Origin of the sequence: Rhizobium brockwellii, from assembly GCF_000769405.2 — a bacterium.
Lineage (GTDB): Bacteria > Pseudomonadota > Alphaproteobacteria > Rhizobiales > Rhizobiaceae > Rhizobium > Rhizobium brockwellii.
Genome location: NZ_CP053440.1, coordinates 713,617 through 736,993 on the forward strand (window position 1 = coordinate 713,617; position 23,377 = coordinate 736,993).

General features: G+C 60.4%; 20 protein-coding genes and 1 pseudogene. 12 read left to right on the forward strand and 9 right to left on the reverse strand.

Annotated features, from left to right (window positions below):
* The first annotated feature begins 91 nt into the window (after positions 1-91).
* The 3 genes from RLCC275e_RS26960 (at position 92) to RLCC275e_RS26970 (ending at position 4,674) form a co-directional block, all read left to right on the forward strand.
* Positions 92-2,020 (forward strand): diguanylate cyclase, encoded by a 1,929-nt coding sequence (locus RLCC275e_RS26960; protein WP_050516846.1) that lies wholly within the window; start codon positions 92-94, stop codon positions 2,018-2,020.
* 78 nt (positions 2,021-2,098) lie between these two features.
* Positions 2,099-4,393 (forward strand): FdhF/YdeP family oxidoreductase, encoded by a 2,295-nt coding sequence (locus RLCC275e_RS26965; RefSeq protein ID WP_033183431.1) that lies wholly within the window; start codon positions 2,099-2,101, stop codon positions 4,391-4,393.
* On the forward strand, positions 4,390-4,674 hold the full coding sequence (locus tag RLCC275e_RS26970) for a hypothetical protein (RefSeq protein ID WP_033183430.1): 285 nt from the start codon (positions 4,390-4,392) through the stop codon (positions 4,672-4,674). The genes RLCC275e_RS26965 and RLCC275e_RS26970 overlap by 4 nt, the downstream gene beginning before the upstream one ends.
* Before the next feature lie 54 nt (positions 4,675-4,728).
* On the opposite strand, the gene RLCC275e_RS26975 is transcribed toward RLCC275e_RS26970, so the two are convergent.
* From RLCC275e_RS26975 to RLCC275e_RS27000, 7 genes and pseudogenes are all read right to left on the reverse strand, one after another.
* Positions 4,729-5,727, reverse strand: a complete 999-nt coding sequence (locus tag RLCC275e_RS26975) for an AraC family transcriptional regulator (protein ID WP_033183429.1) — start codon at positions 5,725-5,727, stop codon at positions 4,729-4,731.
* A gap of 960 nt (positions 5,728-6,687) precedes the next feature.
* Positions 6,688-6,798 (reverse strand): annotated as a pseudogene (locus tag RLCC275e_RS34805) (Ldh family oxidoreductase); the annotation flags it as partial.
* Between the two features lie 71 nt (positions 6,799-6,869).
* Positions 6,870-7,949: a quaternary amine ABC transporter ATP-binding protein gene (locus RLCC275e_RS26980; RefSeq protein ID WP_033183428.1), complete on the reverse strand. Its 1,080-nt coding sequence runs from the start codon at positions 7,947-7,949 to the stop codon at positions 6,870-6,872.
* Positions 7,942-8,829 (reverse strand): ABC transporter permease, encoded by an 888-nt coding sequence (locus RLCC275e_RS26985; protein ID WP_012755274.1) that lies wholly within the window; start codon positions 8,827-8,829, stop codon positions 7,942-7,944. The genes RLCC275e_RS26980 and RLCC275e_RS26985 overlap by 8 nt, the downstream gene beginning before the upstream one ends.
* 206 nt (positions 8,830-9,035) lie before the next feature.
* Positions 9,036-10,037 (reverse strand): ABC transporter substrate-binding protein, encoded by a 1,002-nt coding sequence (locus tag RLCC275e_RS26990; protein ID WP_033183427.1) that lies wholly within the window; start codon positions 10,035-10,037, stop codon positions 9,036-9,038.
* Between the two features lie 67 nt (positions 10,038-10,104).
* Complete coding sequence (locus RLCC275e_RS26995) at positions 10,105-10,899, reverse strand: pyrroline-5-carboxylate reductase family protein (protein ID WP_033183426.1); 795 nt, start codon at positions 10,897-10,899, stop codon at positions 10,105-10,107.
* A gap of 10 nt (positions 10,900-10,909) precedes the next feature.
* The gene (locus RLCC275e_RS27000; RefSeq protein WP_033183425.1) at positions 10,910-11,539 is read right to left on the reverse strand and encodes a TetR/AcrR family transcriptional regulator; all 630 of its coding nucleotides are present in this window, start codon (positions 11,537-11,539) and stop codon (positions 10,910-10,912) included.
* A gap of 147 nt (positions 11,540-11,686) precedes the next feature.
* Here RLCC275e_RS27000 and RLCC275e_RS27005 point away from each other — a divergent pair, with 147 nt between their 5' ends.
* The 9 genes from RLCC275e_RS27005 (at position 11,687) to RLCC275e_RS27045 (ending at position 20,879) form a co-directional block, all read left to right on the forward strand.
* On the forward strand, positions 11,687-13,723 hold the full coding sequence (locus tag RLCC275e_RS27005) for an NADH:flavin oxidoreductase (RefSeq protein WP_033183424.1): 2,037 nt from the start codon (positions 11,687-11,689) through the stop codon (positions 13,721-13,723).
* A gap of 30 nt (positions 13,724-13,753) precedes the next feature.
* The gene (locus RLCC275e_RS27010) at positions 13,754-14,359 is read left to right on the forward strand and encodes a dimethylsulfoniopropionate lyase (protein WP_033183423.1); all 606 of its coding nucleotides are present in this window, start codon (positions 13,754-13,756) and stop codon (positions 14,357-14,359) included.
* A gap of 19 nt (positions 14,360-14,378) precedes the next feature.
* Entirely contained in the window at positions 14,379-15,128 is a 750-nt protein-coding gene (locus tag RLCC275e_RS27015) for an electron transfer flavoprotein subunit beta/FixA family protein (RefSeq protein ID WP_033183422.1), read from the forward strand.
* A gap of 25 nt (positions 15,129-15,153) precedes the next feature.
* Positions 15,154-16,083 (forward strand): electron transfer flavoprotein subunit alpha/FixB family protein, encoded by a 930-nt coding sequence (locus RLCC275e_RS27020; RefSeq protein ID WP_033183421.1) that lies wholly within the window; start codon positions 15,154-15,156, stop codon positions 16,081-16,083.
* Between the two features lie 15 nt (positions 16,084-16,098).
* A complete protein-coding gene (locus RLCC275e_RS27025; protein WP_033183420.1) occupies positions 16,099-16,794 on the forward strand; it encodes a dimethylsulfonioproprionate lyase family protein in 696 nt (231 codons plus the stop codon).
* 150 nt (positions 16,795-16,944) lie between these two features.
* Complete coding sequence (locus RLCC275e_RS27030) at positions 16,945-18,072, forward strand: S-(hydroxymethyl)glutathione dehydrogenase/class III alcohol dehydrogenase (protein WP_033183419.1); 1,128 nt, start codon at positions 16,945-16,947, stop codon at positions 18,070-18,072.
* A 3-nt stretch (positions 18,073-18,075) separates the two neighbouring features.
* On the forward strand, positions 18,076-18,912 hold the full coding sequence (gene fghA, locus RLCC275e_RS27035; protein ID WP_033183418.1) for an S-formylglutathione hydrolase: 837 nt from the start codon (positions 18,076-18,078) through the stop codon (positions 18,910-18,912).
* A 54-nt stretch (positions 18,913-18,966) separates the two neighbouring features.
* Entirely contained in the window at positions 18,967-19,539 is a 573-nt protein-coding gene (gfa, locus tag RLCC275e_RS27040) for an S-(hydroxymethyl)glutathione synthase (RefSeq protein ID WP_033183417.1), read from the forward strand.
* A gap of 326 nt (positions 19,540-19,865) precedes the next feature.
* A complete protein-coding gene (locus RLCC275e_RS27045) occupies positions 19,866-20,879 on the forward strand; it encodes a GlxA family transcriptional regulator (RefSeq protein WP_033183416.1) in 1,014 nt (337 codons plus the stop codon).
* 59 nt (positions 20,880-20,938) lie between these two features.
* Here the strand turns inward: RLCC275e_RS27045 and RLCC275e_RS27050 are convergent, their stop codons facing one another.
* Positions 20,939-22,030, reverse strand: coding sequence for an FAD-binding oxidoreductase (locus RLCC275e_RS27050; protein WP_033183415.1), 1,092 nt, complete (start codon positions 22,028-22,030; stop codon positions 20,939-20,941).
* On the reverse strand, positions 22,020-23,273 hold the full coding sequence (locus RLCC275e_RS27055) for an aromatic ring-hydroxylating oxygenase subunit alpha (RefSeq protein WP_033183414.1): 1,254 nt from the start codon (positions 23,271-23,273) through the stop codon (positions 22,020-22,022). Before RLCC275e_RS27055 ends, RLCC275e_RS27050 begins: the two co-directional genes overlap by 11 nt.
* Positions 23,274-23,377: the final 104 nt, after the last annotated feature.

Sequence of the window (23,377 nt, forward strand, 5' to 3'; positions counted from 1 at the left end):
ATGATGCTGCCGACTGGCCTGGAGACGCATGTGCGAACGAATCTAGCCCGATAGGTCTCCGATTTAACGAAGCTCAAACCAGTGTCGCCTTATGATTGGTTCGGTACATGTATTGGAAGGTGGATCCAACGCAGTGAATGGCATCTGGACGCAATTCGGTGGCAACCTGTCATTCGTGTGCCTGGCGATTTCGCTCTGGGCGCATTTCTCGATCCAATTTCAGCGTCGTTCGGCCACACAGGAAAAAATCGCCTTCGGAATCGTAGCCGGCGCCGCCTCGATCGGATCGATATTGCTGGCCGTCGAATTCAATCCTGGCCTCTATATCGACTTGCGCTTCTCGCCGCTTGCTTTGGCGGGCATGTTTGGCGGACCGATCGCGGCGGCTTTTGCGGTGTTAATGGCAATGGCCTTCCGCTTCTGTGTCGGCGGCGTAGCAATGATCGACGGGATCGTAGCAATTTCCGCCGCGACCGGCATCGGCCTGGTTGCCAATGTCTGGATCCGCAAAAGATCTCCCGCGCTGATGGACGTTGCGCTGCTGAGCCTCGCACTCGGCGGCGTACTTGTTGTATCGATGGCAACGCTTCCTACCCTGGTGCACGCCCGCGTGCTGGCCATCATCGGTCTGCCTATGACCGTATTGAATTGCCTGGCGACTGTGCTGTGTGGTTTCATTCTGTTGAAGACGCAGCAATGGGCGCTGGAACGAAGCATATTGGTGACCGCATTTTCGCAGTCGCCCGACTATCTCTACGTGAAGGACCGAAACAGCCGGTTCATCACCGTCAACGAAAATATGATCCGCCTCTATCGTTTCAAGACGACGGCAGAGATGACCGGATTGTCGGATTTTAATCTGCTGTCGCGGCCGCTTGCCGAAGGGTTGTATTATCTCGAACAGCAGGTCATGGACACCGGCGTGCCTCTGATCGACTCCGTCGAGCATATCGAAGGCAGATCCCTGCTCGCCTCCAAGGTGCCGCTGAGGGATAGGCAGGGGCGGGTGATCGGCCTTGCCGGCGTAACGCGCGATGTGACGGAGCGTACTGTCCTGGAGCGGGAATTGCGCGAAAGCAAGAACCTGCTGTCGCATGCGATGGCCGGCATGTCTGATGGTATTGCCATGTACGACAGCAAGGGTTTTCTTGTTTTTTGCAACGACCAGTATCGCACCGCCTTTCCGCTATCCGGAGATGCCCGCGTGGTTGGCGCGCATATCAGCGACATCCTCCGCCGCGTCGCCGAAACGGCCGAGCGCACCGGTATCCCGGACAATGACTGCGAAGAGTGGATCAAGGTCGCCACCGCTGCGCTGCACAGCAACAAGGACGAAGAGGTTCAGCTTTACAACGGCGACTGGCGCAGCATCCGGACACGGCTTGCGGAAGACGGCACGGCGATGGCCGTCGTCTCCGACATCACCGCGACGAAGCAGGCGGAAATTGCGCTGAGGCTGTCGGCGGAGCAGCTGAAGTCCCTTGCCGAGACCGATGGGCTCACCGGCATGGTCAATCGCCGGGCCTTCGACGAAGCTTTCGCCCGTGAGACCGCCGGCAGCGCCAGGAAAAACACGCCGTTCAGCCTTCTGATGGTCGATATCGATCGCTTCAAGGCATATAACGACACCTATGGTCATCCCGCCGGAGACCAATGCCTGCGTATCGTCAGCAGGTGTCTGCGCCAGTCGGTAAGCCGGCCGGCCGATATCGTCGCACGCTACGGCGGAGAGGAATTCGTGGTTCTGCTGCCTGCAACCAGTGCGAAAGGGGCAATGATCGTTGCCGAGCAATTCGCGCGTCTCCTCAGCCAGGAGAATATCGTTCATACGGGCAGCGAATTCGGACGGGTAACCGCCAGCATCGGCATATCCTGCGCGACGGGGGTCACGTTGAGGGTCAACCCGAACCGCCTCCTGACCGAGGCCGATGCCGCGCTCTACGACGCCAAGACCCAAGGCCGCAATCGCATCCTGGCCCATTCGCCCGACGAGCGGCATGCCATGAAGGACGTCGGTTAGAATCCTTGATAGGTTTTTCCTATCGATCCATCGCTCATGCGGCCTTGATGTTTTCCCCGCTTTGACAATACAGGGCGCATGGACACAAAATTCATCGGTAAGAAATCGGCAGCAGCCGGCGGCTGGGGCGCTTTGAAGAGCTGCGGCAAGCGTTTGCTTCAAAGCGGCATGCCGATTTCAGGGGCGCGGACCATGCTGAAGGCGAACCAGCCGGATGGCTTCGATTGTCCGGGCTGTGCCTGGGGCGATCCGGAGCACGGATCGTCGTTCGAGTTCTGCGAGAACGGCGTGAAGGCCGTCGCCTGGGAGGCGACGGAGAAACGGGCCACGCCCGCCTTCTTTGCGGAAAAGACTGTATCGCAGCTTCGCCAGCTGACGGACTATGAACTGGAGCTCAACGGCCGCCTCACGCATCCGATGCGCTACGATGCGGTGAGCGACCGTTACCTGCCGGTCGCGTGGAAGGATGCCTTTGCCGAGATCGGCAGCATTCTGACGGGCCTTGATAATCCCAACCGGGCGGAATTCTACACGTCGGGCCGGGCGAGCAACGAGGCCGCCTTCCTCTACCAGCTGTTCGTGCGGGTCTACGGCACCAACAATTTTCCCGACTGCTCCAACATGTGCCACGAGGCAAGCGGCATCGCCATGCGTCAGGCGGTCGGCGTGGGCAAGGGTACCGTGCTGCTGGAGGATTTTGAAGAGGCCGACGCGATCTTCGTGATTGGGCAGAACCCGGGCACCAACCATCCGAGGATGCTCGGCGACTTGCGCCGGGCGGCGATCCGCGGTGCGCGCGTCGTCGTCTTCAATCCCATCCGCGAACGCGGCCTGGAGCGCTTCTCCGATCCACAGGACAAGATCGAGATGCTGAAGGGTGGTTCGACTGACATCGCCAGCCTTTATCTGCAGCCGCAACTCGGCGGCGACATGGCCGCGGTGCGCGGGATGGCAAAGGCCGTGCTGGCCACGGAAGACGCAGCCGTCGCCGCCGGACTGCCCTCCGTTCTCGACCACGCATTTCTCGCCGAACATTGCGCGGGTTTTGCAGAATACCGGGCGGCGGTCGAGGCGACGAGCTGGGCTGACATCGAGGACCAGTCGGGACTGAGCCGGCAGGAGATCGAACGGGCGGCCGATGTCTATATCAACGCCGAACGGGTCATCTGCACCTGGGCGATGGGTGTGACTCAGCATCTGCATTCCGTGGCGACGATCCGCGAGATCGCCAACTTCATGTTCCTGCGCGGCAATATCGGCCGGCCGGGTGCCGGCCTGTGCCCGGTTCGCGGCCATTCCAACGTGCAGGGCGACCGCACCGTCGGCATCAACGAAAAGCCATCGGACGATATCCTCGATGCGCTGGAGAAGCACTTCCGCTTCACTGTTCCCCGCGAACATGGACACAATGTCCTTGCCGCGATCGGCGCGATGCTCGACGGCTCGGCTGAGGCCTTCATCGGGCTTGGCGGCAATTTTGCCCGCGCCACGCCCGACAGCGCGCTCGTTGAAAAGGCGCTGCGGCGGCTGAAGCTGACGGTGCACATCGCGACCAAGCCCAATCATTCGCATCTCATGCCCGGCGAGACGGCCTTCATCCTGCCGTGCCTAGGGCGCACCGAGATGGATCTGAACACGGCGGGCAATTCCCAGCTCGTGAGCGTCGAGGATTCGATGAGCATGGTGCATGGGTCTGCCGGCATCAATCGTCCGGCCTCGCCGCACCTCCTCTCGGAAGTTGCCATCATCGCCGGCATTGCGCAGGCGACGGTCGGCTCCGACGTGGTCGGCTGGGCAGAGCTCGCCGACGACCACGACCGCATCCGCGATCATATCGAGGCGACTATTCCAGGCTTCGAAAACTACAATGCGCGCCTGCGCAAGCCGCGCGGTTTCCACCTGCGCAACACGGCGGCCCATCGGGAGTGGGATACTCTGGCAGGCAAGGCATCATTTTCCTGCGAAGCGCTTCCCGACGAGACGGTGCATCAGCGGGCGCGAAAGGGCGAGGGGCGTTTCGCCCTGCAGACGTTCCGGTCGCACGATCAATACAATACGACGGTCTATGGTCTCGATGACAGATATCGCGGCGTCTATGGGGAACGGCAGGTCATCTTCATTCATCCAGCTGACCTCAAGGCGATGAATGCCGAGGCCGGTGACCGGGTCGACGTGGTCGGCGAGCATGATGACGGTATCGAGCGCATCGCTGAGAATTTCCGCTTTGTGCCCTATGACATTCCGCGAGGAAGCATAGCGGGTTATTATCCCGAACTGAACGTGCTCGTGCCGCTTGGCAGCGCGGGCAGGGAAAGCGATACGCCCACCTCGAAATCGATCATGGTGTCCTTCCGCCGGCGACAAGCCGCGTGAGTGAAGAGGCGCCCGAGATCGATCGCTTTCTCGCTCTCGTCGCTGCGGCGCAAGGCAGGGATAACAGGCTGACACCCATCCAGGCGGGTCTCCTTGTCGCGGCGGAATTGGGGGTTGCCCATGACAGCCGCGCCTTTGCGCGCATGCTGGGGATCGCGCATTCTCTCGTGCTCAGGGAGCTCAACGGCCTGGCGGAACGCGAAGGGGTGCTGCAGATTGTGAAGCGGGATCTAAGGACCATGAGAGTGCACTACACATTGCGGCCGTGGGACGAGGCGTAAACACCGCTTGGGTTCGGGGTCGGCCAATCGCCTCTTCACCGGAAGCCACAGCCATTATCGACGCATCACGCGCTTCCTGGTGTCGGAAGGGTATTCTCCGTAGGTGGTTTTATAGACTGCGGAAAACCGGCCGAAATGAAAGAAGCCCCATTTGAGGCAGATGGCCTTCATGGTCTCCTTGCTCTCGGGATCGAGCAGATCCTGGCGCGCCGCACGCAGCCGAAGCGTCAGCAGATAGGCGGCGGGAGAGGTTCCCCTGAACGCACGAAAACCGGTCTCGAGCGCCCGGCTGGATACGCCGGCGGCTTCGGCCACCTTCGGCATGGTGATCGGCTGGTCGATATTGGCGTGCATGAATTCGATCGCCCTGCGGACGTGCCGGGGGGCGATCAGGGCATGGCCGTTCTCCAGGAAATGCGACAGCCGGTGCGGCACCAGGCGCACCACCAGATCGGCCAGCGCCTGCGTCATATGCGCCATGGCGATCGGCGATTGCAGCAAGGGGCCATCGTCGCGCATGCCTGAGATGATCGTTTCCGTGAGATTGCCGATCAACCGACCGGCTGGCTTCGACAGATCCAGTTCCGGCAGCAGGTCGAGAGAGCCGCTGAACGGCATCTCGAATGTCTGGCCGATCGTCTGCAGGATGACAGGCCAGTTGATCAGCAACTCGTCTATGACGTTCGATTGCCCATGCATGATAACGCTATTGGGTTCGAAATTGTTATAGAGAAGCAATTTTCCTTGCCCGGCCTCGGCGACGCGGGACCCGTAGGTTACCCCCATGCCGCCGCTGCGTGGCACGACGATCGACAGATACTCCGCCGTATCGACGGTCGGCTCGATGTTGAACTGAAACTCCGCCTCGTGATAACCCGTGAGCAGGACGGCCTTGTCGCAGACGGAGAAATCCAGTCCCCAATGGAAGTCCCGGGCGCGGCCGACAGGCTCTGCATCAAACGCACCGAAAGCGCCCCCCAGCGTTTCGACCATGTTGTCGAAGGACGAACCGCTAAATCGAAATGAGAATGGTGCAGCGCTATTTTCTGTCATCCTGCTCCCATTGTTCGATGTGGCTGTTTCGACATACCCTTCTCCACCGCTCGCAGGTGCTGGCGCGACGCGGCGCCGGCGAGAGTGTCGGATTGGTGCACGTACCTCTGCCAGCCTTGCCAGTCGTCATGGATGGTCGTCCTGCGCCGCGGCGCTTCATCAGAGCCTGTAAACGGCATGGATGAGCGGCCTTGGAGGTATATTAGACGATTGTTGGATAGAGTGCAGCAGCTTACAGCGGAGCAGGTGGATATCCGCGTGATACCGGCATTGAGATCAGCGGTTTGTGCCAGCTGATGCAGGCCGAATTCGGGCATGGTAAACGTCAGAAAGACCAACCCGTTGAATGCATTAGTTCCCATCCAGATCAGGAACTGACAGAACCCGCGGCCATTGGCAAGGCGTCACGCTGCCGGCGATGACGACAACCCGCTGATAAAACGATTACGCTGAAGGAGCGATTTTAGAGCTGTATCCGCTACACCACAGGTTCAACCGCGGCGATCTGGCCAAGATGCGCATCATCTGAAGCTTATGGAGAGCGCCCCATTCGAGAGCCGCGCAGTCGCCTGCCGAAGGTTCTTAGTGGACCGCTTAAAGATGGCCTTCGGCAGGCAGACAGGCATGCAAGCATACGCACGGGATGGAGTGCGTATGTACGATCCCTTCCATCCTTTGGGGGTAAAGGATGGACGGGCTAGGCTTTGGGACCGCAAACCATCATGGCCTTGGTCGGGTTTCATCTTACTGTTCCTTAGCTATGGAGCAATTGTCAGGTCCCGATATTGTCGGCCGATCGGCTTTTCGTGACGCAGTCTGGACTGGTCTTGCGCAAAATGTATAGGTAAGCACTTGCTTGAAAGCCGGCTGTCTTGCGCAACGAGCTGTGGAAAGTGGATACTTCGGCATGATGCCGCGGGACACGATGCATTCGGTTCTTAGAGCTGAGCAATGATTTTCTCACTGAAGGCATAAGCGACGGATCGTTTCCAGCACGCCTATGTCGACGTCAAGACTATCGGTTTGCGCGACGCTCGCGGGCATTGTTCTGTCTCCGGCGGCCGACTTTCCAGCTCCTGAGATGGCGACGTGCTTGATATCGGTGTCGCCAACGAAACGGAGAGACGGCCGCAAGCGCAGCTTCAGAGTGCGACCGAGAGGGCGCTGTCGCGTCGGGTAGCCGCCTCCTGCGAGTTTACCATCGCGCCCGCGAGCTGGCGGAAGGTGACAAGCCCCAACGCTTCCCCGGACGGTGAAACCACCCTGGCGTCGTCGTGCGCCGCCGATGCCAGGATGCGGACGGCATCTTCGACGGTCGTGCCTGATGCAATCGTCAATCCGCCTGGCGCCGCACCGGAATGCAAGGATGTCATGACGGCATCGACCTGGATGACCCGGCCTCGATTGACCTCCTTGACGAAGTTGGCGATGTAGGCGTCTGCCGGACGCAGAACGATGTCCTGGCTGGTGCCCTGCTGGATGACTTCGCCATCGCGCAGGATCGCAATCTGGTCGCCCAGCCGAAGGGCCTCATCGAGGTCATGGGTGATGAAGACGATGGTCTTCTTGATCTCCTTCTGAATGTCGAGAAGGACCGACTGCATATCGGTGCGGATCAAAGGGTCGAGCGCCGAATAGGCCTCGTCCATCAGCAGAACCGGCGCATCGTTCGAGAGGGCTCGCGCCAGCCCGACGCGCTGCTGCATGCCGCCCGATAGCTGGTTGGGATATTTGCTCTCGAAGCCCTTCAGGCCGACCCGCTCCAGCCACCCCATGGCGACGTCGGCGGCTTTCGAGCGCTCCATGCCCTGCACTTCGAGGCCGAAGATGGTATTGTCGAGAACATTCCGATGCGGCAGAAGCGCGAACTTCTGAAACACCATTGCCGTCTGGTGCCGACGAAACGCCCGTAATTCGGTCTCGTTCATTTTCACGACATCGACGCCGTCGACCAGCACTTCGCCAGCGGTCGGATCAATCAGGCGATTGATGTGGCGGATGAGCGTCGACTTGCCCGAGCCCGAAAGGCCCATGATGACCTGGATGCGGCCCGAGGGTATCTCGACATTGATATCTTTCAGGCCCAGCACGTGGCCGTGCTTTTCGTTGAGCTCGGTCTTCGACAATCCCTTTTGGACGGCATCGACATGAGCGGCAGGATTGGGACCGAAGATCTTGTAGAGATGGCGAATCTTGATGCCGCCGAAACGATGATCAGCCATGGACGATCTCCCGATGCTTCTGGAGCCGCTTGCCATATGCCTGGCTGACCCGGTCGAAGATGATGGCAATGCCGACGATGGCAAGGCCGTTGAAAATACCCAGGGTGAAGTACTGGTTGGCGATGGCCTTCAGAACCGGCTGGCCAAGGCCCTGGACGCCGATCATCGAGGCGACGACCACCATGGCGAGCGCCATCATGATGGTCTGGTTGATGCCGGCCATGATGGTGGGAAGCGCCAACGGCAGCTGGACCTTGAACAGCTTCTGCGAGCTCGACGTTCCGAACGCATCGGCTGCCTCGAGCACGTCCTTGTCGACCAGGCGGATGCCGAGGTCGGTCAGCCTTATCATCGGCGGGATGGCGTAGATGACGACGGCGATCAGTCCCGGCACTTTGCCGATGCCGAGCAGCATGACGACAGGGATCAGGTAGACGAAGCTCGGCATCGTCTGCATGACGTCGAGGATCGGGTTGATAACGCGCTGCAGCCGGTCGGAACGCGCCATCAATATCCCCATCGGAATGCCGATGGCGATGGAGAGAACGGTACAGACGAAGATCATCGAGACCGTCCGCATCGTATCGTCCCACATGTCGAAATAGCCGATCAACAGCAGTGTGACGAGACAGCCAAGGACGATCTTCAGGCTGCGGCTCCCAAACCATGCGATGACAAGGATGATTGCCGTAATGATCGGCCACGGCGTCTGCGTCATGAAGCGGTCGGCGGCGATCAGGAAATGCTGCAGCGGCGAGAACAGGCTTTCGATCGCGTCGCCGTAGCTGCGGGTAAATGCGCGAAAACCGTCATCGATCGCCTTCTTCAGATTGCGAAGGGCATCGTCATCCATATGCGGGAATTTATAAAACCATTCCATTCGGTTCCCCTTTTTCTTCAAAGAGCCGTGGCAGTCTTTTTGATTTTATCGGCAGCGAGAGGCGGTGCGCATTAAGCGCACCGCAGTAGTCGGCGTAAGCATGATGCCGAAAAGTGTGAGCGGTTTTCGGACGACATCATGCTCTCACTATTTAACTTAGAACAGGATTCAGATTTTAGGCCGAACAGGCCTAAAATCATCCTGTTCTAGAGAGCCGCTTCGATCTTCGTGGCTGCCTCAGGCGAGACCCACTTGGTCCAGAGGTCCTTGTTTTCTTTGAGGAAGTGCTTGGCACCGTCCTCGCCGGTCGCCTGGTTGTCGGTCATCCACGCCATCAGCTTGTTGACCGTGTCATTGCTCCAGGAGCGCTTCGTCAGGTAGTCCATGACTTCAGGCCCGGCCTTTTCCGAGAAAGGCTTTGCAACGAGGGTGACGATCTTGTCGACCGGCCATGCATTCGGCTTCGGATCGGGGCAATCGGCGACGGTGTTGCAGCGCTTCCATTCGGCGGCGTCGTTCGGCACGCCGGCTTCGAGCTTGACCATTTCATACTTGCCGAGCAGCGCGGTCGGCGCCCAGTAATAACCGGCCCAGCCTTCCTTGCGTTCGTAAGCCTTGGAGATCGAACCATCGAGGCCGGCAGCCGAGCCGGTATCGACGAGGGTGAAGCCGGCCTTGTCGGCTTCGAAGGCCTTGTAGAGCTGCGTGGTCACCACGGTGCCGCCCCAGCCCTGCGGACCGTTGTAGATGGCGCCCTTCTTCGCATCCTCAGGAGCGGGGAAGAGTTCCGGATGCTTCAGCACGTCGCCGATGGTCTTGATATCGGGATGGGCGTCGGCCAGATATTTGGGAATCCACCAGCCCTGGACGCCGCCATCGGGCAAGGGGGAGCCGACCTGGACGATCCGGCCTTCATCGGTTCCCTTTTTGACGACGTCGGGCAGCAGGTCGATCCAGGCTTCCGGCGCGATATCCGGCTGGCCCTTTTCGGCCATCGAGGTAATCGTCGGGACGGTATCGCCGACGGTGATTTCCGCTGCGCAGCCATAACCTTCGTTTAGGATGAACTTGTCGAGGTTGGAGAGAACCTCTGCACTCTGCCAGTTCATGCTGGCGATGGTCACCGTGCCGCATTCGGCGGCGCTGGCGAAAGACGCCCCGCCAATCAGGCCGAACGTCAGACATGTCGATGCGAGTAGTTTTTTCATTCTCGTTCCCTCTGTTTAGCGGCCGGTTTTGCTGAGCGGGGCGCCGCAGGACCCACTCCAACGGTTGTCAGGAAGCGTCTCCCATACTCACCGATTTCTTGAATGCTGCCGATAGTCCCTCCGCAACCGAAGCGTCGAACCCGGCAGCGCGCATGCCTTCGATGGCCGCCGCAGTGGTGCCGCGATAGCCAAGAAAGGTTTGAACGACATCGTCAGGAGATTCGTCTTGGCGCTCCAACAGGCGGCCGGCGCCCGTGATCACCGTGTTGACGGCGCGGCGCGCAATCTCCGCCGGCAGGCCATTGGCGACGGCGTCGCGCATCATGGCGGCGGCGAGCAGCGCCGGGAATGCCGGTCCAGACCCGGAAAGGCCGGTGAGGTAATCGATGTCGCTTTCCCTTGCGACCTCGTCCTCAGATCCGCATGCCTGAAAAATCGCGCGGACGAGGGCTCGGTCGTCTTCGGTGACATCGCTCGCGCCAATCCACGGCGTATAGGACTTGGCCACTTCGGCGGCGGCATTGGGCAAAGCGCGGACGACGCGATCGGTGTTGTGGCGCTCGGAAAGTGCGTGCAGGCGGATGCCGGCCATGACTGAGACGACGAGCTTGCCGCCAGCATCGACATCAAGAGCATGCCAGTCATCGGGACGGACGGAAAGGACGATCACGTCCGAGCGATCGGCAAGCGCCTGATTGTCGGTGGTCAGGAAAGAATTCGGGAAGCGGCGCGGCTGCTCGCTGCGATAGGAGAGGGAGAGATTTCGAGGTTCGACCAGGCCGGCATCTAGGATCGAGCCGGCGATTGCTCCGCCAAGCCAGCCGCCGCCGCCAATGATCCCGATCCTCAAGGAAACGCTCATCCCGCTTTCCCTAACCCGGCCTGTAGCCATGCCGCGAGAAGAAGCGATCGAGCTCCCTTTGCTGCGGCACTTCGCCGGTGTAGATGGCGATATATTCGGGAATCCGTTTCATGCGGACGGCGAGTTCCTCCCTGGCTTGCATAGAGATGTATCCGATCTGCACGAGGTAAGTTGTTCGCGCTCGGACATCTGATGTCGCTTCTGGTAGCCCGAAGCGGATAAACATCCGCTTGAGCGCATCAAGCCGGAGCTGGTCGGCTTGCCGGACCTCGGCGAGAATCTCGTCGGACTGCAGTGCCCAGCTGCGCACGGCGAATTCGAACCTGGCGTCGAACAGATCATTGTTGAGCCAGCAGTCGAAGACGTTGAGCATCGCCTCGGCAAGCGATTCCGCGTAGGCTTCGGACTGCTTGACGATGTTGCCGGTGTTTTTATCGCGCCAGCGCGCCACGAGCCCGGCCAGCAGTTCCTCCCGGTCCTTGAAAAACCAGTAGAAGCTCGTGCGCGAGAGGTTGAGCTTCTTCGCAAGCGGCAGAATTTTCACCGAATCCACGCCGGATTCCAGCAGCGAGTGGTACGCCGCTTCCAGCCATCCCTCCTGTGAACCGCGCCAGCCAGTGTCGTTCAGAGCCTGATCCATGGATTATTTCCTATCAAATTGGGAGGCGGCGCACAAGAAAAATGTACACCAGTGTCGAAAATAGCGACCCAATTGTTTTCAATGTTGACACATATGTACATTGTGCTTAGCGTTTCCTCTGACGTTTTTAATCCGGAACCACGGCCCATGTCGAACGATCCCCTTCTTCAGCCCTACCAGTTCAAGCATCTGACGCTGCGCAACCGTATCATCGTCACCTCCCACGAGCCGGCCTACCCGGAAGACGGCATGCCGAAGGACAGGTATCGCGCCTATACGGTGGAGCGGGCAAAGGGCGGCGTGGCCTTGACGATGACGGCCGGCTCGGCTGCGGTGTCCAGGGACAGCCCGCCGGTCTTCAACAACCTGCTCGCCTACAAGGACGAGATCGTGCCCTGGATCCGGGAAATGACCGACGCCGTGCATGAAGAGGGGGCTGCGATCATGATCCAGCTCACCCATCTCGGCCGGCGCACGCGCTGGGACAAGGGCGACTGGCTGCCTGTGGTCGCCCCATCGCATCAGCGCGAGGCGTCCCACCGCGCCTTCCCGAAGAAGGTGGAAGATTGGGACATCGAGCGCATCATCAAGGATTTCGCCGACGCTGCGGAACGCATGAAGGCGGGCGGCATGGACGGTGTCGAACTGGAGGCCTACGGCCATCTGATCGACCAGTTCACGTCGCCGCTTACCAACGAACTCGACGGTCCCTACGGCGGCTCGCTCGATAACCGTTTGCGCTTCTGTTTCGACGTCTTCAAGGCGATCCGGCAAAGAGTGGGGAACGACTTCATTCTGGGCGTGCGCTATACCGCCGACGAATGTCTTCCGGGCGGTACCGGCAAGGCCGAAGGCTTGGAAATCTCCAAGCGCCTGAAGGAAAGCGGCCTCATCGATTACCTGAACGTCATTCGCGGCCACATCGATACCGATGCGGGCCTCACTGACGTGATCCCGATCCAGGGCATGGCGAATTCACCGCATCTCGATTTCGCCGGGGAAATTCGCGCCGCAACCAACTTTCCGACCTTCCACGCGGCGAAAATCCCTGACGTCGCCACCGCGCGCCACGCGATCGCCTCCGGCAAAGTCGACATGATCGGCATGACCCGCGCCCACATGACCGACCCGCATATCGTCCGCAAGATCATCGAAAAGCGGGAAGACGATATTCGTCCCTGCGTCGGCGCCAATTACTGTCTCGATCGCATCTACCAGGGCGGGGCGGCCTTCTGCATCCACAATGCCGCCACCGGCCGCGAACTGACCATGCCGCATATCGTGGCGAAGGCTGGCGCCAAGAAAAAGGTCGTCATCGTCGGCGCCGGCCCGGCCGGCCTGGAAGCGGCGCGCGTCGCCGGAGAACGCGGCCACCAGGTCGTCGTTTTCGAAGCAGCGAACAATCCCGGCGGTCAGATCCGGCTCACTGCTCAAAGCGAGCGCCGCAGGGAAATGATCAGCATCATCGACTGGCGCATGAGCCAGTGCGAAAAATACGACGTCACCTTCCACTTCAACACCTGGGCGGAAGCCGACACCATCGAGGCAGAGAACCCCGATGTCGTCATCATCGCGACCGGCGGCCTGCCACATACCGAGGTTCTCACGAGCGGCAATGAGCTGGTAGTCTCGTCATGGGACATTATCTCCGGCGACGTGAAGCCTGGAACGAACGTGCTGATCTTCGACGATGCCGGCGATCATGCCGGCCTTCAGGCGGCCGAGTTTCTCGCCAAGGCAGGCGCCAAGGTCGAGATCATGACGCCGGACCGGTCCTTCGCGCCCGAAGTCATGGCCATGAACCTGGTGCCCTATATGCGGTCTCTCCAGAAGCATGACGTGACCTTCACCGTCACCTACCGTCTGGAAGCCGTCGAAAAGAGCGGCAACCAGCTCGTCGCCCATGTCGGCAGCGATTACGGTGGGATTGCCAGGCAGCACAGCTTCGACCAGATCGTCGTCAATCATGGGACCATTCCGCTCGACGAACTCTATTTCGAACTGAAACCCAGCTCGAGCAATCTCGGCGAGATGTCGCACGACCAGCTTCTTTCCGGAGAACCTCAGTCCGTGATCCGCAATCCTGATGGCAAGTTCCAGCTGTTCCGGATCGGCGACGCGGTCGCCGCTCGCAACACGCATGCCGCCGTCTATGACGGGCTGCGCATCGCGAAAGATATCTGATCGCAAGAGTGGGTCTCGGGAGGTGATGACATGAGTTTACGCAATGAAAGCCTCCAGATTTTCCTGGATGCGGCTTCCGTGGCTTTCGACCAGTTCACGAATACCCCGGAGGCTCGCCGCTCGATTCGTCAGATTTCTGCGGCGCTGGAGCGCCCGGGAACCGCGCGTGCGGGCGAGGGAGGCCGATTGCCTGTGTGCGCTCTCCTTGATGTGGCGCTTTCCGTCGATACGTCCTATCCTTCGCTGATGCGTTTGATCGAGGGGTTCAAAGGCATCGAGCCAATGCTTGAATGGCGTCGGCGCACCAAGTATGACCACACGGCCAGCGACAATTTTGTCGATGGGCATGCCAATGCGATGATTATCGGCCCGGGAGGATTAGAGGAGCGGAGCGACCTGTGGATCGGCGTGACGTTGATGGCGCCCCACGTGCGTTATCCCGATCACGACCATTCGCCCGAGGAAGTCTATCTCGTGCTTTCCGAGGGAGAGTTCCAGCAGGGGGAAGGGAACTGGTTTTCGCCTGGTATCGGCGGATCCTTCTACAATGTCCCTGGCATCAAGCATGCCATGAGGTCGCTCGACACGCCGCTCTTCGCCTTCTGGGCATTACTTGCCGAACGGCCAGCAGTTTAGAAATAAAGGGGGGTTGCCCATGAAGATTCTCGTCCCAGTCAAACGGGTTGTCGACTACAACGTGAAGATCCGGGTGAAGCCGGACGGCACGGGTGTCGAGCTTGCCAATGTGAAGATGTCGATGAACCCGTTCGACGAGATCTCGGTAGAAGAGGCGCTGCGTCTGAAGGAAGCCGGCAAGTGCGAGGAAGTGGTGGTCGTTTCGATCGGTCTTGCCAAGGCTGAGGAGACGCTGCGGACGGCACTTGCCATGGGCGCCGACCGGGCGATCCTGGTCGAGACCGACGATCAAGTCGAGCCGCTCACCGTCGCCAAGATCCTCAAGGCTGTCGCCGATGCCGAACAGCCCGGCCTCATCATCGTCGGCAAGCAGGCGATCGACGATGATTCGAACCAGACCGGCCAGATGCTGGCAGCACTGATGGGAATTGCCCAGGCGACCTTCGCCTCGAAGATCGAGATCGGGGACGGCAAGGCTCAGGTCACCCGCGAAGTCGATGGCGGCCTGCAGACGATCGAGATCAAGCTGCCGGCGGTCGTCACCACCGATCTGCGCTTGAACGAGCCGCGTTATGCTTCGCTGCCGAACATCATGAAGGCGAAGAAGAAGCCGCTCGACAAGAAGAGCCCGGCCGATTTCGGCGTCTCCACCACGCCACGTCTCAAGGTGTTGAAGACCGAGGAGCCGTCGGGCCGCAAGGCCGGCGTCAAGGTCAAGTCGGTCGCCGAACTCATCGACAAGCTTAAAAACGAAGCCGGCGTGCTGTAATCAGCCTGGAACAGGAGCCATCATCATGACCATTCTTCTTCTGGCTGACCACGACAATGCAAGCCTGTCCGATCAGACCGCCAAGGCGCTGACGGCAGCGATAAAGATCGGCGGTGACGTGCATGTGCTGGTTGCCGGCAAGGCTGCCAAGCCTGCTGCCGATGCCGCCGCCAAGCTTGCCGGCGTCTCCAAGGTGCTGCTGGCCGAAAGCGATGAACTCGCCAACAATCTGGCCGAACCGCTGGCCGACCTGATCGTCTCGCTGGCGGGAAGCTACGACACGATTATCTCGGCTGCCACCTCGGTCGGCAAGAATGTTCTGCCGCGCGTCGCTGCTCTTCTCGACGTTGCCCAGGTCTCGGAGATCATCGAGGTGATCTCGTCCGATACCTTCAAGCGGCCGATCTATGCCGGCAATGCCATCCAGACGGTACAGGCGAGCGATGCCAAGAAGGTCATCACCGTGCGCACCGCATCCTTCGCCTCTGCGCCGGAGGGTGGTTCGGCCACCGTCGAAGGGATCCCGGCGGTTTCCGATCCGGGACTGTCGACCTTCGTCAGGGACGCGCTGTCGGCCTCCGATCGCCCGGAACTGACCTCTGCCAAAATCATCATTTCCGGTGGCCGTGCGCTCGGCTCGGCGGAGAAGTTCAAGGAGGTCATCCTGCCGCTGGCCGACAAGCTCGGCGCTGCCGTCGGTGCATCCAGAGCCGCCGTCGATGCCGGTTATGCGCCGAACGACTGGCAGGTCGGCCAGACCGGCAAGGTGGTCGCGCCGCAGCTCTATATCGCCTGCGGCATTTCAGGCGCCATCCAGCATCTGGCCGGCATGAAGGATTCGAAGGTGATCGTCGCCATCAACAAGGACGAGGAGGCGCCGATCTTCCAGGTCGCCGACTACGGATTGGTCGCCGATCTCTTCGACGCCCTGCCGGAATTGCAAAAGGCGCTCTAGCGGGGGAGACCGAACGTGGCGCGCGTCGTGGGACGTCCAATCAAACCTGGTGCCGACCTTCTCCTGCACGATGACGAGAAGCCGGCATACATACGGCTGCACGACATCGGGAGGGAAAGACGTTCTCGGCCGTTGCAGGAATTCCTCAATGATGTCGGCGGGCTGATGTTGTCGGCCGAGGCTCCTGCCGTTGCCAGCTTCGTCGCGGGCAAGGTCCTCCAGAGACTGCTCAAGACCGGCAAGGTGCGTCCGGAGGGCGGGCCTCTTCCCGGTGCGCCGGAAGGGCTTGATGACGCCATCGGCCATCTTGCAAAATCGGGACGGAAATACGAGGCGATCGCCGGCCAGTTCCAGAGTCTCGCCGATAAGCTGCTCTGGAGACGCGGCCGCTCCGGTCCGTTCGCAAGCCTGAATTTTGGCAATACGCACTCCCATGCAGTCTTGGTCGGTCCCGGCGGCATGGAGGAACGCGCCGATCTCAGGGTCGGCGTGATCTATATGGATCGCTATACAAGATTTCCCGACCATGTTCAGACGCAGCCCCGCGCCTTCATTCTGCTTTCGCCGGGTGAAATCCGTCTTGGCGATTCCGAGTGGTTCTCCGCCGATATCGGTACGGTCTTTGCGAATGACGCCGGCGAATCCTTCGCGATAAGATGCACAGCCCGGCCGCTGCTAGCGGTCTGGTGCCAGGTTGAGCGGGAGAGGTGATGGGGTCCTTGGCGACAATGAGCCTGAGATGAATGAAAAGCGCGAAGGCGAGAGCATGAAATCTCGGCTGTGACGCAGCAGCAGATCGGTGAGAAGCCGCCCCTTCGAATATGTAGCATCAGAATTCAATTTAAGAGGAAGGATATCAAAATGGACGTTCGCGCCGCCGTTGCCGTTCAGGCAGGAAAACCGCTCGAAGTGATGACCGTGCAGCTGGAAGGGCCGCGGGCCGGCGAAGTGCTGGTGGAGGTCAAGGCGACGGGCATCTGCCACACCGATGATTTCACTTTGTCGGGCGCCGATCCGGAAGGTCTCTTCCCGGCGATCCTCGGCCATGAAGGCGCCGGCATCGTCGTCGATGTCGGTCCGGGCGTCACCTCAGTGAAGAAGGGCGACCACGTCATTCCGCTCTACACCCCGGAATGCCGCGAATGCTATTCCTGCACCTCGCGCAAGACCAATCTCTGCACCTCGATTCGCGCGACCCAGGGCCAGGGCGTGATGCCGGACGGCACCTCGCGCTTCTCGATCGGCAAGGACAAGATCCATCACTATATGGGCTGCTCGACCTTTTCGAACTTCACCGTGCTGCCGGAGATCGCCCTTGCCAAGGTCAATCCCGACGCGCCGTTCGACAAGATCTGCTACATCGGCTGCGGCGTGACCACCGGCATCGGTGCGGTCATCAACACCGCCAAGGTCGAGATGGGCGCGACGGCCATCGTCTTCGGGCTCGGCGGTATCGGCCTCAACGTGCTGCAGGGCCTGAAGCTTGCCGGTGCCGACATGATCATCGGCGTCGATATCAACCCTGACCGCAAGGCCTGGGGCGAAAAGTTCGGCATGACCCACTTCGTCAATCCGAAGGAGGTCGGCGACGACATCGTGCCCTATCTCGTCAACCTGACGAAGCGCCACGGCGATCTGATCGGCGGCGCCGACTACACCTTCGACTGCACCGGCAACACCAAGGTGATGCGTCAGGCGCTGGAAGCATCGCACCGCGGCTGGGGCAAGTCGATTATCATCGGCGTTGCCGGCGCCGGCCAGGAAATCTCCACCCGTCCGTTCCAGCTGGTCACCGGCCGCAATTGGATGGGCACCGCCTTCGGCGGCGCCCGCGGCCGCACCGATGTGCCGAAGATCGTCGACTGGTACATGCAGGGCAAGATCCAGATCGATCCGATGATCACCCACACCATGCCGCTCGAAGACATCAACAAGGGTTTCGAGCTGATGCACAAGGGCGAAAGCATCCGCGGCGTGGTCGTGTACTAAGCCATGAAGACGATCTCGACCGAAAATTCTCATGGCGGCACCCAAGGCGTTTACATCAATCGCTCGGAGGTCTGTGACTGCGACATGACCTTTGCGGTATTCCTGCCGCCGCAGGCCAAAGCACGCAAGCTGCCGGTTCTATGGTACCTTTCCGGTCTGACCTGCACCCATGCGAACGTCATGGAAAAGGGAGAGTATCGGCGTCTAGCCGCAGAACTCGGCATGGTTGTCGTCTGCCCCGACACCAGTCCGCGCGGCGATGCCGTCCCGGACGAACCTGGCGATTGGCAGTTCGGCAAGGGTGCCGGCTTCTACGTCGACGCCACCGAGCCGCCATTCGCACAGAACTATCGGATGTACAGCTACGTCGTCGATGAATTGCCCAAGCTTATCGCGGCCGAGTTTCCGGTCGACATGACGCGACAGGGCATCTTCGGTCACTCGATGGGCGGACACGGCGCGATCACAATTGCGCTCAAGAACCCCGGACGCTTCGGCAGCTGCTCGGCCTTCGCGCCGATCAGCCATCCCTCGGTCTCCGGCTGGTCAAAGCCGGCATTCCGGAAATACCTCGGATCGGATGAAACGGCCTGGCGGGCATACGATGCCTGCTCGCTGATCGAAGACGGGCACCGGTTCCCGGAATTCCTCGTCGACCAGGGCACGGCGGATAGCTTCCTGGAGGATGGATTGCGCCCCGAAGAGCTCAGGCAGGCCTGCGAGACGGCCGGCATCAGCCTGCGGCTTCGCATGCAGGAAGGCTACGGCCACTCCTACTTCTTCATTTCGACATTCATGGAAGACCATCTGCGCTGGCACGCGCGGAGATTGGGAGACTGATTGCAGAGCTTGGCCGGGCATATCGCAAACGGCCCAGAAGGGGAGGAGAAACCCATGACCAGCATAGCCATACATCCGGCAGTGGATTCAGGCTTTCGGGCGACTGACGCAGCTTTCGCAGGCGGGACGCTCGTCTGCAAGTGCGCCAGCAACCCCGTGAGGGTCAGGATCAAGAGCGATATCGCCCATAATCATGCCTGCGGCTGCACGAAGTGCTGGAAGCCCGAGGGCTTCGTCTTTTCAGTCGTGGCGGTCGCGCCGACCGAAAGCGTCGAAGTTCAGGAGAATGGCGATAAGCTCGCCGTCGTCGATTCCACCGCCTTGATCCAGCGCCACGCCTGCAAGGAGTGCGGCGTGCATATGTATGGGCCGGTCGTGCGCGAACATCCGTTCCAAGGATTGTCGTTCGTCCATCCGGAACGCTTTCAGGAGAGCGGCTGGGCGAAGCCGGGCTTTGCGGCCTTCGTGTCGTCGATCATCGAAAGCGGCTTCGACCCCGCGAAGATGGACGCCGTCAGGGCGCAGTTGAGGACATCAGGTCTCGAGCCTTACGATTGCCTAAACCCTGGCCTGATGGACTACATCGCAACATGGATGGCCAAGAAGAGCGGCGTTCTGGCCGCGTGATTGACCCCGGGGAACGCCGAGCCGGCGCTCCCCGACAAAACGCCGCGCTCCGGATATCGAGATACTCCGTGATGGCCTGCCGGCGGCTCAGGCTAGCCGGATCGAAGCCGATGGAAACATTGGATAAACCATTTTCATTGACGATCATGATCCGCTAGAACAGGATGATTTTAGGCCGGGTCGGCCTAAAATCTGAATCCTGTTCTAATTTAAAGGGTTAGAGCATGATGTCGCCCGAAAACCGCTTCACACTTTTCGGCATCATGCTCTAGCGGATGTCATTCGGATTCGATGAGCACGCTCTTACAAGCGGCAAGGAGATGACTATGCGACCCGAGCAGCATCGACGGGCAGACGACGCCGCAAAGTCGGCCGGTCGGCTCAAGGTAGGCTTCGTTCTGGCGCGATCGTTCACGCTGTCCGCTTTCGCGCTCTTCGTGGACACGCTGCGGCTTGCCAGCGACGAGCAGGATCGTTCCGGAAGGGTCCTTGCAGACTGGCAGGTGATCGGCAGCACGCGGCACCTGATCACCGCGAGTTGCGGTGTCCAGGTCGCTCCGACGTCCGATTTCGTCGATCCGTCGAAGTTCGATTACATCGTGGTCGTCGGCGGCCTTCTGACGGTGGAGAACCCTGTCGACCAGCAGACCATCACCTTTCTCAAGCAGGCCGACGCCAAGAAGGTGCCGCTGATCGGCGTGTGCACGGGTTCGTTCATTCTTGCTGCGGCAGGCCTGATGAAACGGCACGAATGCTGTGTGAGCTGGCTGCATTACAAGGAGTTTCGGGAGCGGTTTCCTGACCTCAGCGTTCGTTCCGACCGGCTCTTCAATCTCGATCGCCAGCGCGGATCGTGCGCAGGCGGTAGCAGTTCGGCCGACATGGCGGCGTTGCTGGTCAGGAAATGTATCAGCCGCGACGCCGAACGAAATGCGCTGGAGGTCCTTCAGATCGAAAAGGCCCGGACTTCAGCGGACATACAGCCCCGGCGTCCGCTCTACGACGACTATGACGACGCCCGCGTCAAGGCGGCGATGATTACGATGGAACAGTTCGTCGATGGCAGCATGTCTATACAGAAGCTTGCCGCCACGGTTGGCCTGTCACGGCGGCAGTTGGAGAGGATCTTCATCGACAAGACGGGAATGTCTCCCGCCAAGGCCTATAATCGTGTTCGTATGGAGCGGGCGAAATCGATCCTTGCCCAGTCGAAGGCGCCGATGATCGAGATCGCGCTGGACGTCGGCTTTGAAAACGCCTCGCAATTCACGAGAACCTTCAAGCGCACATTTGGGCAGACCCCCTCACAGCATCGAGCAGCCGCTTTGAGAACGCACTGAACTCGCGATCTTGCAACATCTAAGCAAGTGCCTGTTATGGGGAGTGACGTGGCCGGCGTTCAGCGCTCGATGACCAGATCGCTGAGTGGTTTTGAGCAGCACGGCAGGAAGAAGCCGGCGTCGATTTCCCTCTGACGGATTCCGCCATTGTGGTTCATGTCGACCGTGCCTGACGTCAGCTTCGACTTGCAGGTGCCGCAGACGCCATTCGCACAGGAGGACGGGATCCTGACGCCTGACTTCTTCGCGCAAGAAAGCACGCTCTGGTCGCCTGTTACCTCGATGCTGCGGGCCTGCTTCGAGAAGGTGACCTGAAAGATCCTCGCCGCTGCCTCCTGGACCGCAGGGATCTCGGCTTCGTCGATCACCGCGGCGTCGAAACTTTCCTCCAGGTAATTCGAGGCGGCGACGCCGAGCTCGGCGGCAATGGTGCGTGCGGCGGCCATGAACGGGGCGGGGCCGCAGCACATCACGGTTCGGTCGGCGATATCGGGAACCGCAAGCCGGATGTAGTCTTTCGAAATGCGACCGGTCAGACCGGGCCAGGACGGCTCGCCGGCTACGGTCTCCGGGAGGAAATGGAGGCGAAGGCCTTTCAGCCTGCGGGCGATGCAGGCCAGTTCGTCGCGAAAGATCAGATCCTGCGGCGTCCGGCCGGCATGCATGAAGACGACGTCGGCGGGTTCGCAACTGTCGGCGATCTCACGCAGGATGGACATGACGGGGGTGATGCCGGATCCGCCGGACAAAAGCAGAAGCTGACGTCCCGACGTCTCGGGCCTGACGAAATGGCCGAGCGGGCCGTTCGCCTTGACTGATGCCCCGGGAACCAGGGTGTCGTGAAGCCAGTTGGAGATCTTTCCGCCGGGAACGCGCTTCACCGTCACCGAGAAGGCGTTCGTCCGATGCGGCGAGGAGGAGATGCTGTAGCACCTGTTTTCGGCCTCTCCGTTGTGTTCGAGGTCGAACAGAAAATACTGCCCGGCCTTGAACGCAAACCGCTTGCCCTCATGGGAGGCGAAGGTGAATGTTTTGACGTCGTGGGTCTCCTGCTGGACGTCGAGGCAGACGAGCGCGTCGTCCTCCTCGGGATTCCAGACGTCATGAAGGGCGGCCCTGGCTAGGGGCGTCTGTGGACTCCTAGTATCCATGGGCGCGCATCCGGTCGATGTACCAGTTGGCGAACTTGTCGAGGTTCGTTTCGGAGAAGCGGGAATACGGGCCCGGCTGGTAGGCGGGATCCGTCGCGCCGGCATGAGAGCGCGCAACCAGATCGGCGTCCTGGTCGGTCGTCGCCACCCAGACATCCGTCAGCTTGTCGAGATCGTAATCCACGCCTTCGACGGCGTCCTTGTGGACCAGCCACTTGGTTCTGACCAGTGTCTTGCCTGCGGAGAGCGGAATGACGGTTGCCACCACGGCATGGTCGCCCATGAAGTGGTTCCAGCTGTTGTGGCCCCAAAGATGCATGTCGCCGAGATCCTTGCGGGTCATGTGGCCAAGAAGCTTGGAGGACGCGGCGGTGGCATCGTGGGTCTGGGATTCACCGGCGCCTGATATGATCAGCCGCTGGGTGCGGAAGTTGGTGGCGCAATCGGCGAGCTGCTCGACGGCAGCCGAGGGGAAGCCGTCAGACTCCCACGCCTTCGTCTGCTCTTCATACAGCCTGAAATGCTCCTCGGCCTGTTCGCGATCCTCCGGGCTCAGCGTCTCCGGGTCGAAGCCGAAGTCGAGGTCGACGAAGGAGACGCAGAGCTCCGGATGGTTCGCGGAGCAATGGTAGCATTCGCGATTGTTTTCCATCGTGAGCTTCCAGTTGCCATCCTCGATGACATCGGTTTGGAAGGCAACCTTCGCGTTCCGGATGTCGTAGGGGGCAAGGCGCTCGGTCATGGCCTGTTCGAGGAGAGCGATGTCCTCGGGCGGATTGTCGGAAAGACAGACATAAATCAGTCCGCCGATCGACTTGAAAGTGACGGGCTTAAGGCTCCGACACTCCTTGTCGAAGTCCTTGCCCATGTGAGGCGCGTAGCTGAGCTCACCCGTCAGTTCGTATGTCCAGGTGTGATAGGGACAGACAAGTTTTGAGACGATCGTTTTGCCCGGATCGAGAAGGCGGGAGCCGCGATGGCGGCAGACATTGTGCAGGACGCGAATTTCTCCGTCATCGTCGCGCAGAAGGATCAGGCTCGTCCTGCCGATATCGATCACCGTGGCGTCGCCGGGTTCGGGGACATCGCAATCGAGACCGACACAGATCCAGTGATTGTGGAAGAAGACGTCGATGTCTGCTTCGAACACGTCTTCTCTGACGTAAAGACCGGCCGGCAGCGAGTGACCGTTGGCACGAGCGTCGAGAAGAGCCGAAATGGACGATGGGAGCTTGTTTAGCATCAGAACCTCTTATGCGAGAGTTTCCCTAGATTGCCCTTGCAACGCGGTTGTTTCAACGGCATAAAAAATTAGGTTCGCATAAGTTTTTATCATGCGATGAGGGG

Excerpts from the sequence above, each read along its gene's own strand:
- RLCC275e_RS27005 (WP_033183424.1), top strand. The coding sequence starts at position 11,687 with ATGTCGAACGATCCCCTTCTTCAGCCCTACCAGTTCAAGCATCTGACG.
- RLCC275e_RS27030 (WP_033183419.1), top strand. The coding sequence starts at position 16,945 with ATGGACGTTCGCGCCGCCGTTGCCGTTCAGGCAGGAAAACCGCTCGAA.
- RLCC275e_RS27020 (WP_033183421.1), top strand. The coding sequence starts at position 15,154 with ATGACCATTCTTCTTCTGGCTGACCACGACAATGCAAGCCTGTCCGAT.
- RLCC275e_RS26965 (WP_033183431.1), top strand. The coding sequence starts at position 2,099 with ATGGACACAAAATTCATCGGTAAGAAATCGGCAGCAGCCGGCGGCTGG.
- RLCC275e_RS27000 (WP_033183425.1), bottom strand. The coding sequence starts at position 11,539 with ATGGATCAGGCTCTGAACGACACTGGCTGGCGCGGTTCACAGGAGGGA.
- RLCC275e_RS27015 (WP_033183422.1), top strand. The coding sequence starts at position 14,379 with ATGAAGATTCTCGTCCCAGTCAAACGGGTTGTCGACTACAACGTGAAG.
- RLCC275e_RS27050 (WP_033183415.1), bottom strand. The coding sequence starts at position 22,030 with ATGGATACTAGGAGTCCACAGACGCCCCTAGCCAGGGCCGCCCTTCAT.
- RLCC275e_RS27010 (WP_033183423.1), top strand. The coding sequence starts at position 13,754 with ATGAGTTTACGCAATGAAAGCCTCCAGATTTTCCTGGATGCGGCTTCC.
- RLCC275e_RS26975 (WP_033183429.1), bottom strand. The coding sequence starts at position 5,727 with ATGACAGAAAATAGCGCTGCACCATTCTCATTTCGATTTAGCGGTTCG.
- RLCC275e_RS26960 (WP_050516846.1), top strand. The coding sequence starts at position 92 with ATGATTGGTTCGGTACATGTATTGGAAGGTGGATCCAACGCAGTGAAT.
- RLCC275e_RS26995 (WP_033183426.1), bottom strand. The coding sequence starts at position 10,899 with ATGAGCGTTTCCTTGAGGATCGGGATCATTGGCGGCGGCGGCTGGCTT.
- RLCC275e_RS26985 (WP_012755274.1), bottom strand. The coding sequence starts at position 8,829 with ATGGAATGGTTTTATAAATTCCCGCATATGGATGACGATGCCCTTCGC.
- RLCC275e_RS26980 (WP_033183428.1), bottom strand. The coding sequence starts at position 7,949 with ATGGCTGATCATCGTTTCGGCGGCATCAAGATTCGCCATCTCTACAAG.
- fghA (WP_033183418.1), top strand. The coding sequence starts at position 18,076 with ATGAAGACGATCTCGACCGAAAATTCTCATGGCGGCACCCAAGGCGTT.
- RLCC275e_RS26990 (WP_033183427.1), bottom strand. The coding sequence starts at position 10,037 with ATGAAAAAACTACTCGCATCGACATGTCTGACGTTCGGCCTGATTGGC.
- gfa (WP_033183417.1), top strand. The coding sequence starts at position 18,967 with ATGACCAGCATAGCCATACATCCGGCAGTGGATTCAGGCTTTCGGGCG.
- RLCC275e_RS27045 (WP_033183416.1), top strand. The coding sequence starts at position 19,866 with ATGCGACCCGAGCAGCATCGACGGGCAGACGACGCCGCAAAGTCGGCC.
- RLCC275e_RS27055 (WP_033183414.1), bottom strand. The coding sequence starts at position 23,273 with ATGCTAAACAAGCTCCCATCGTCCATTTCGGCTCTTCTCGACGCTCGT.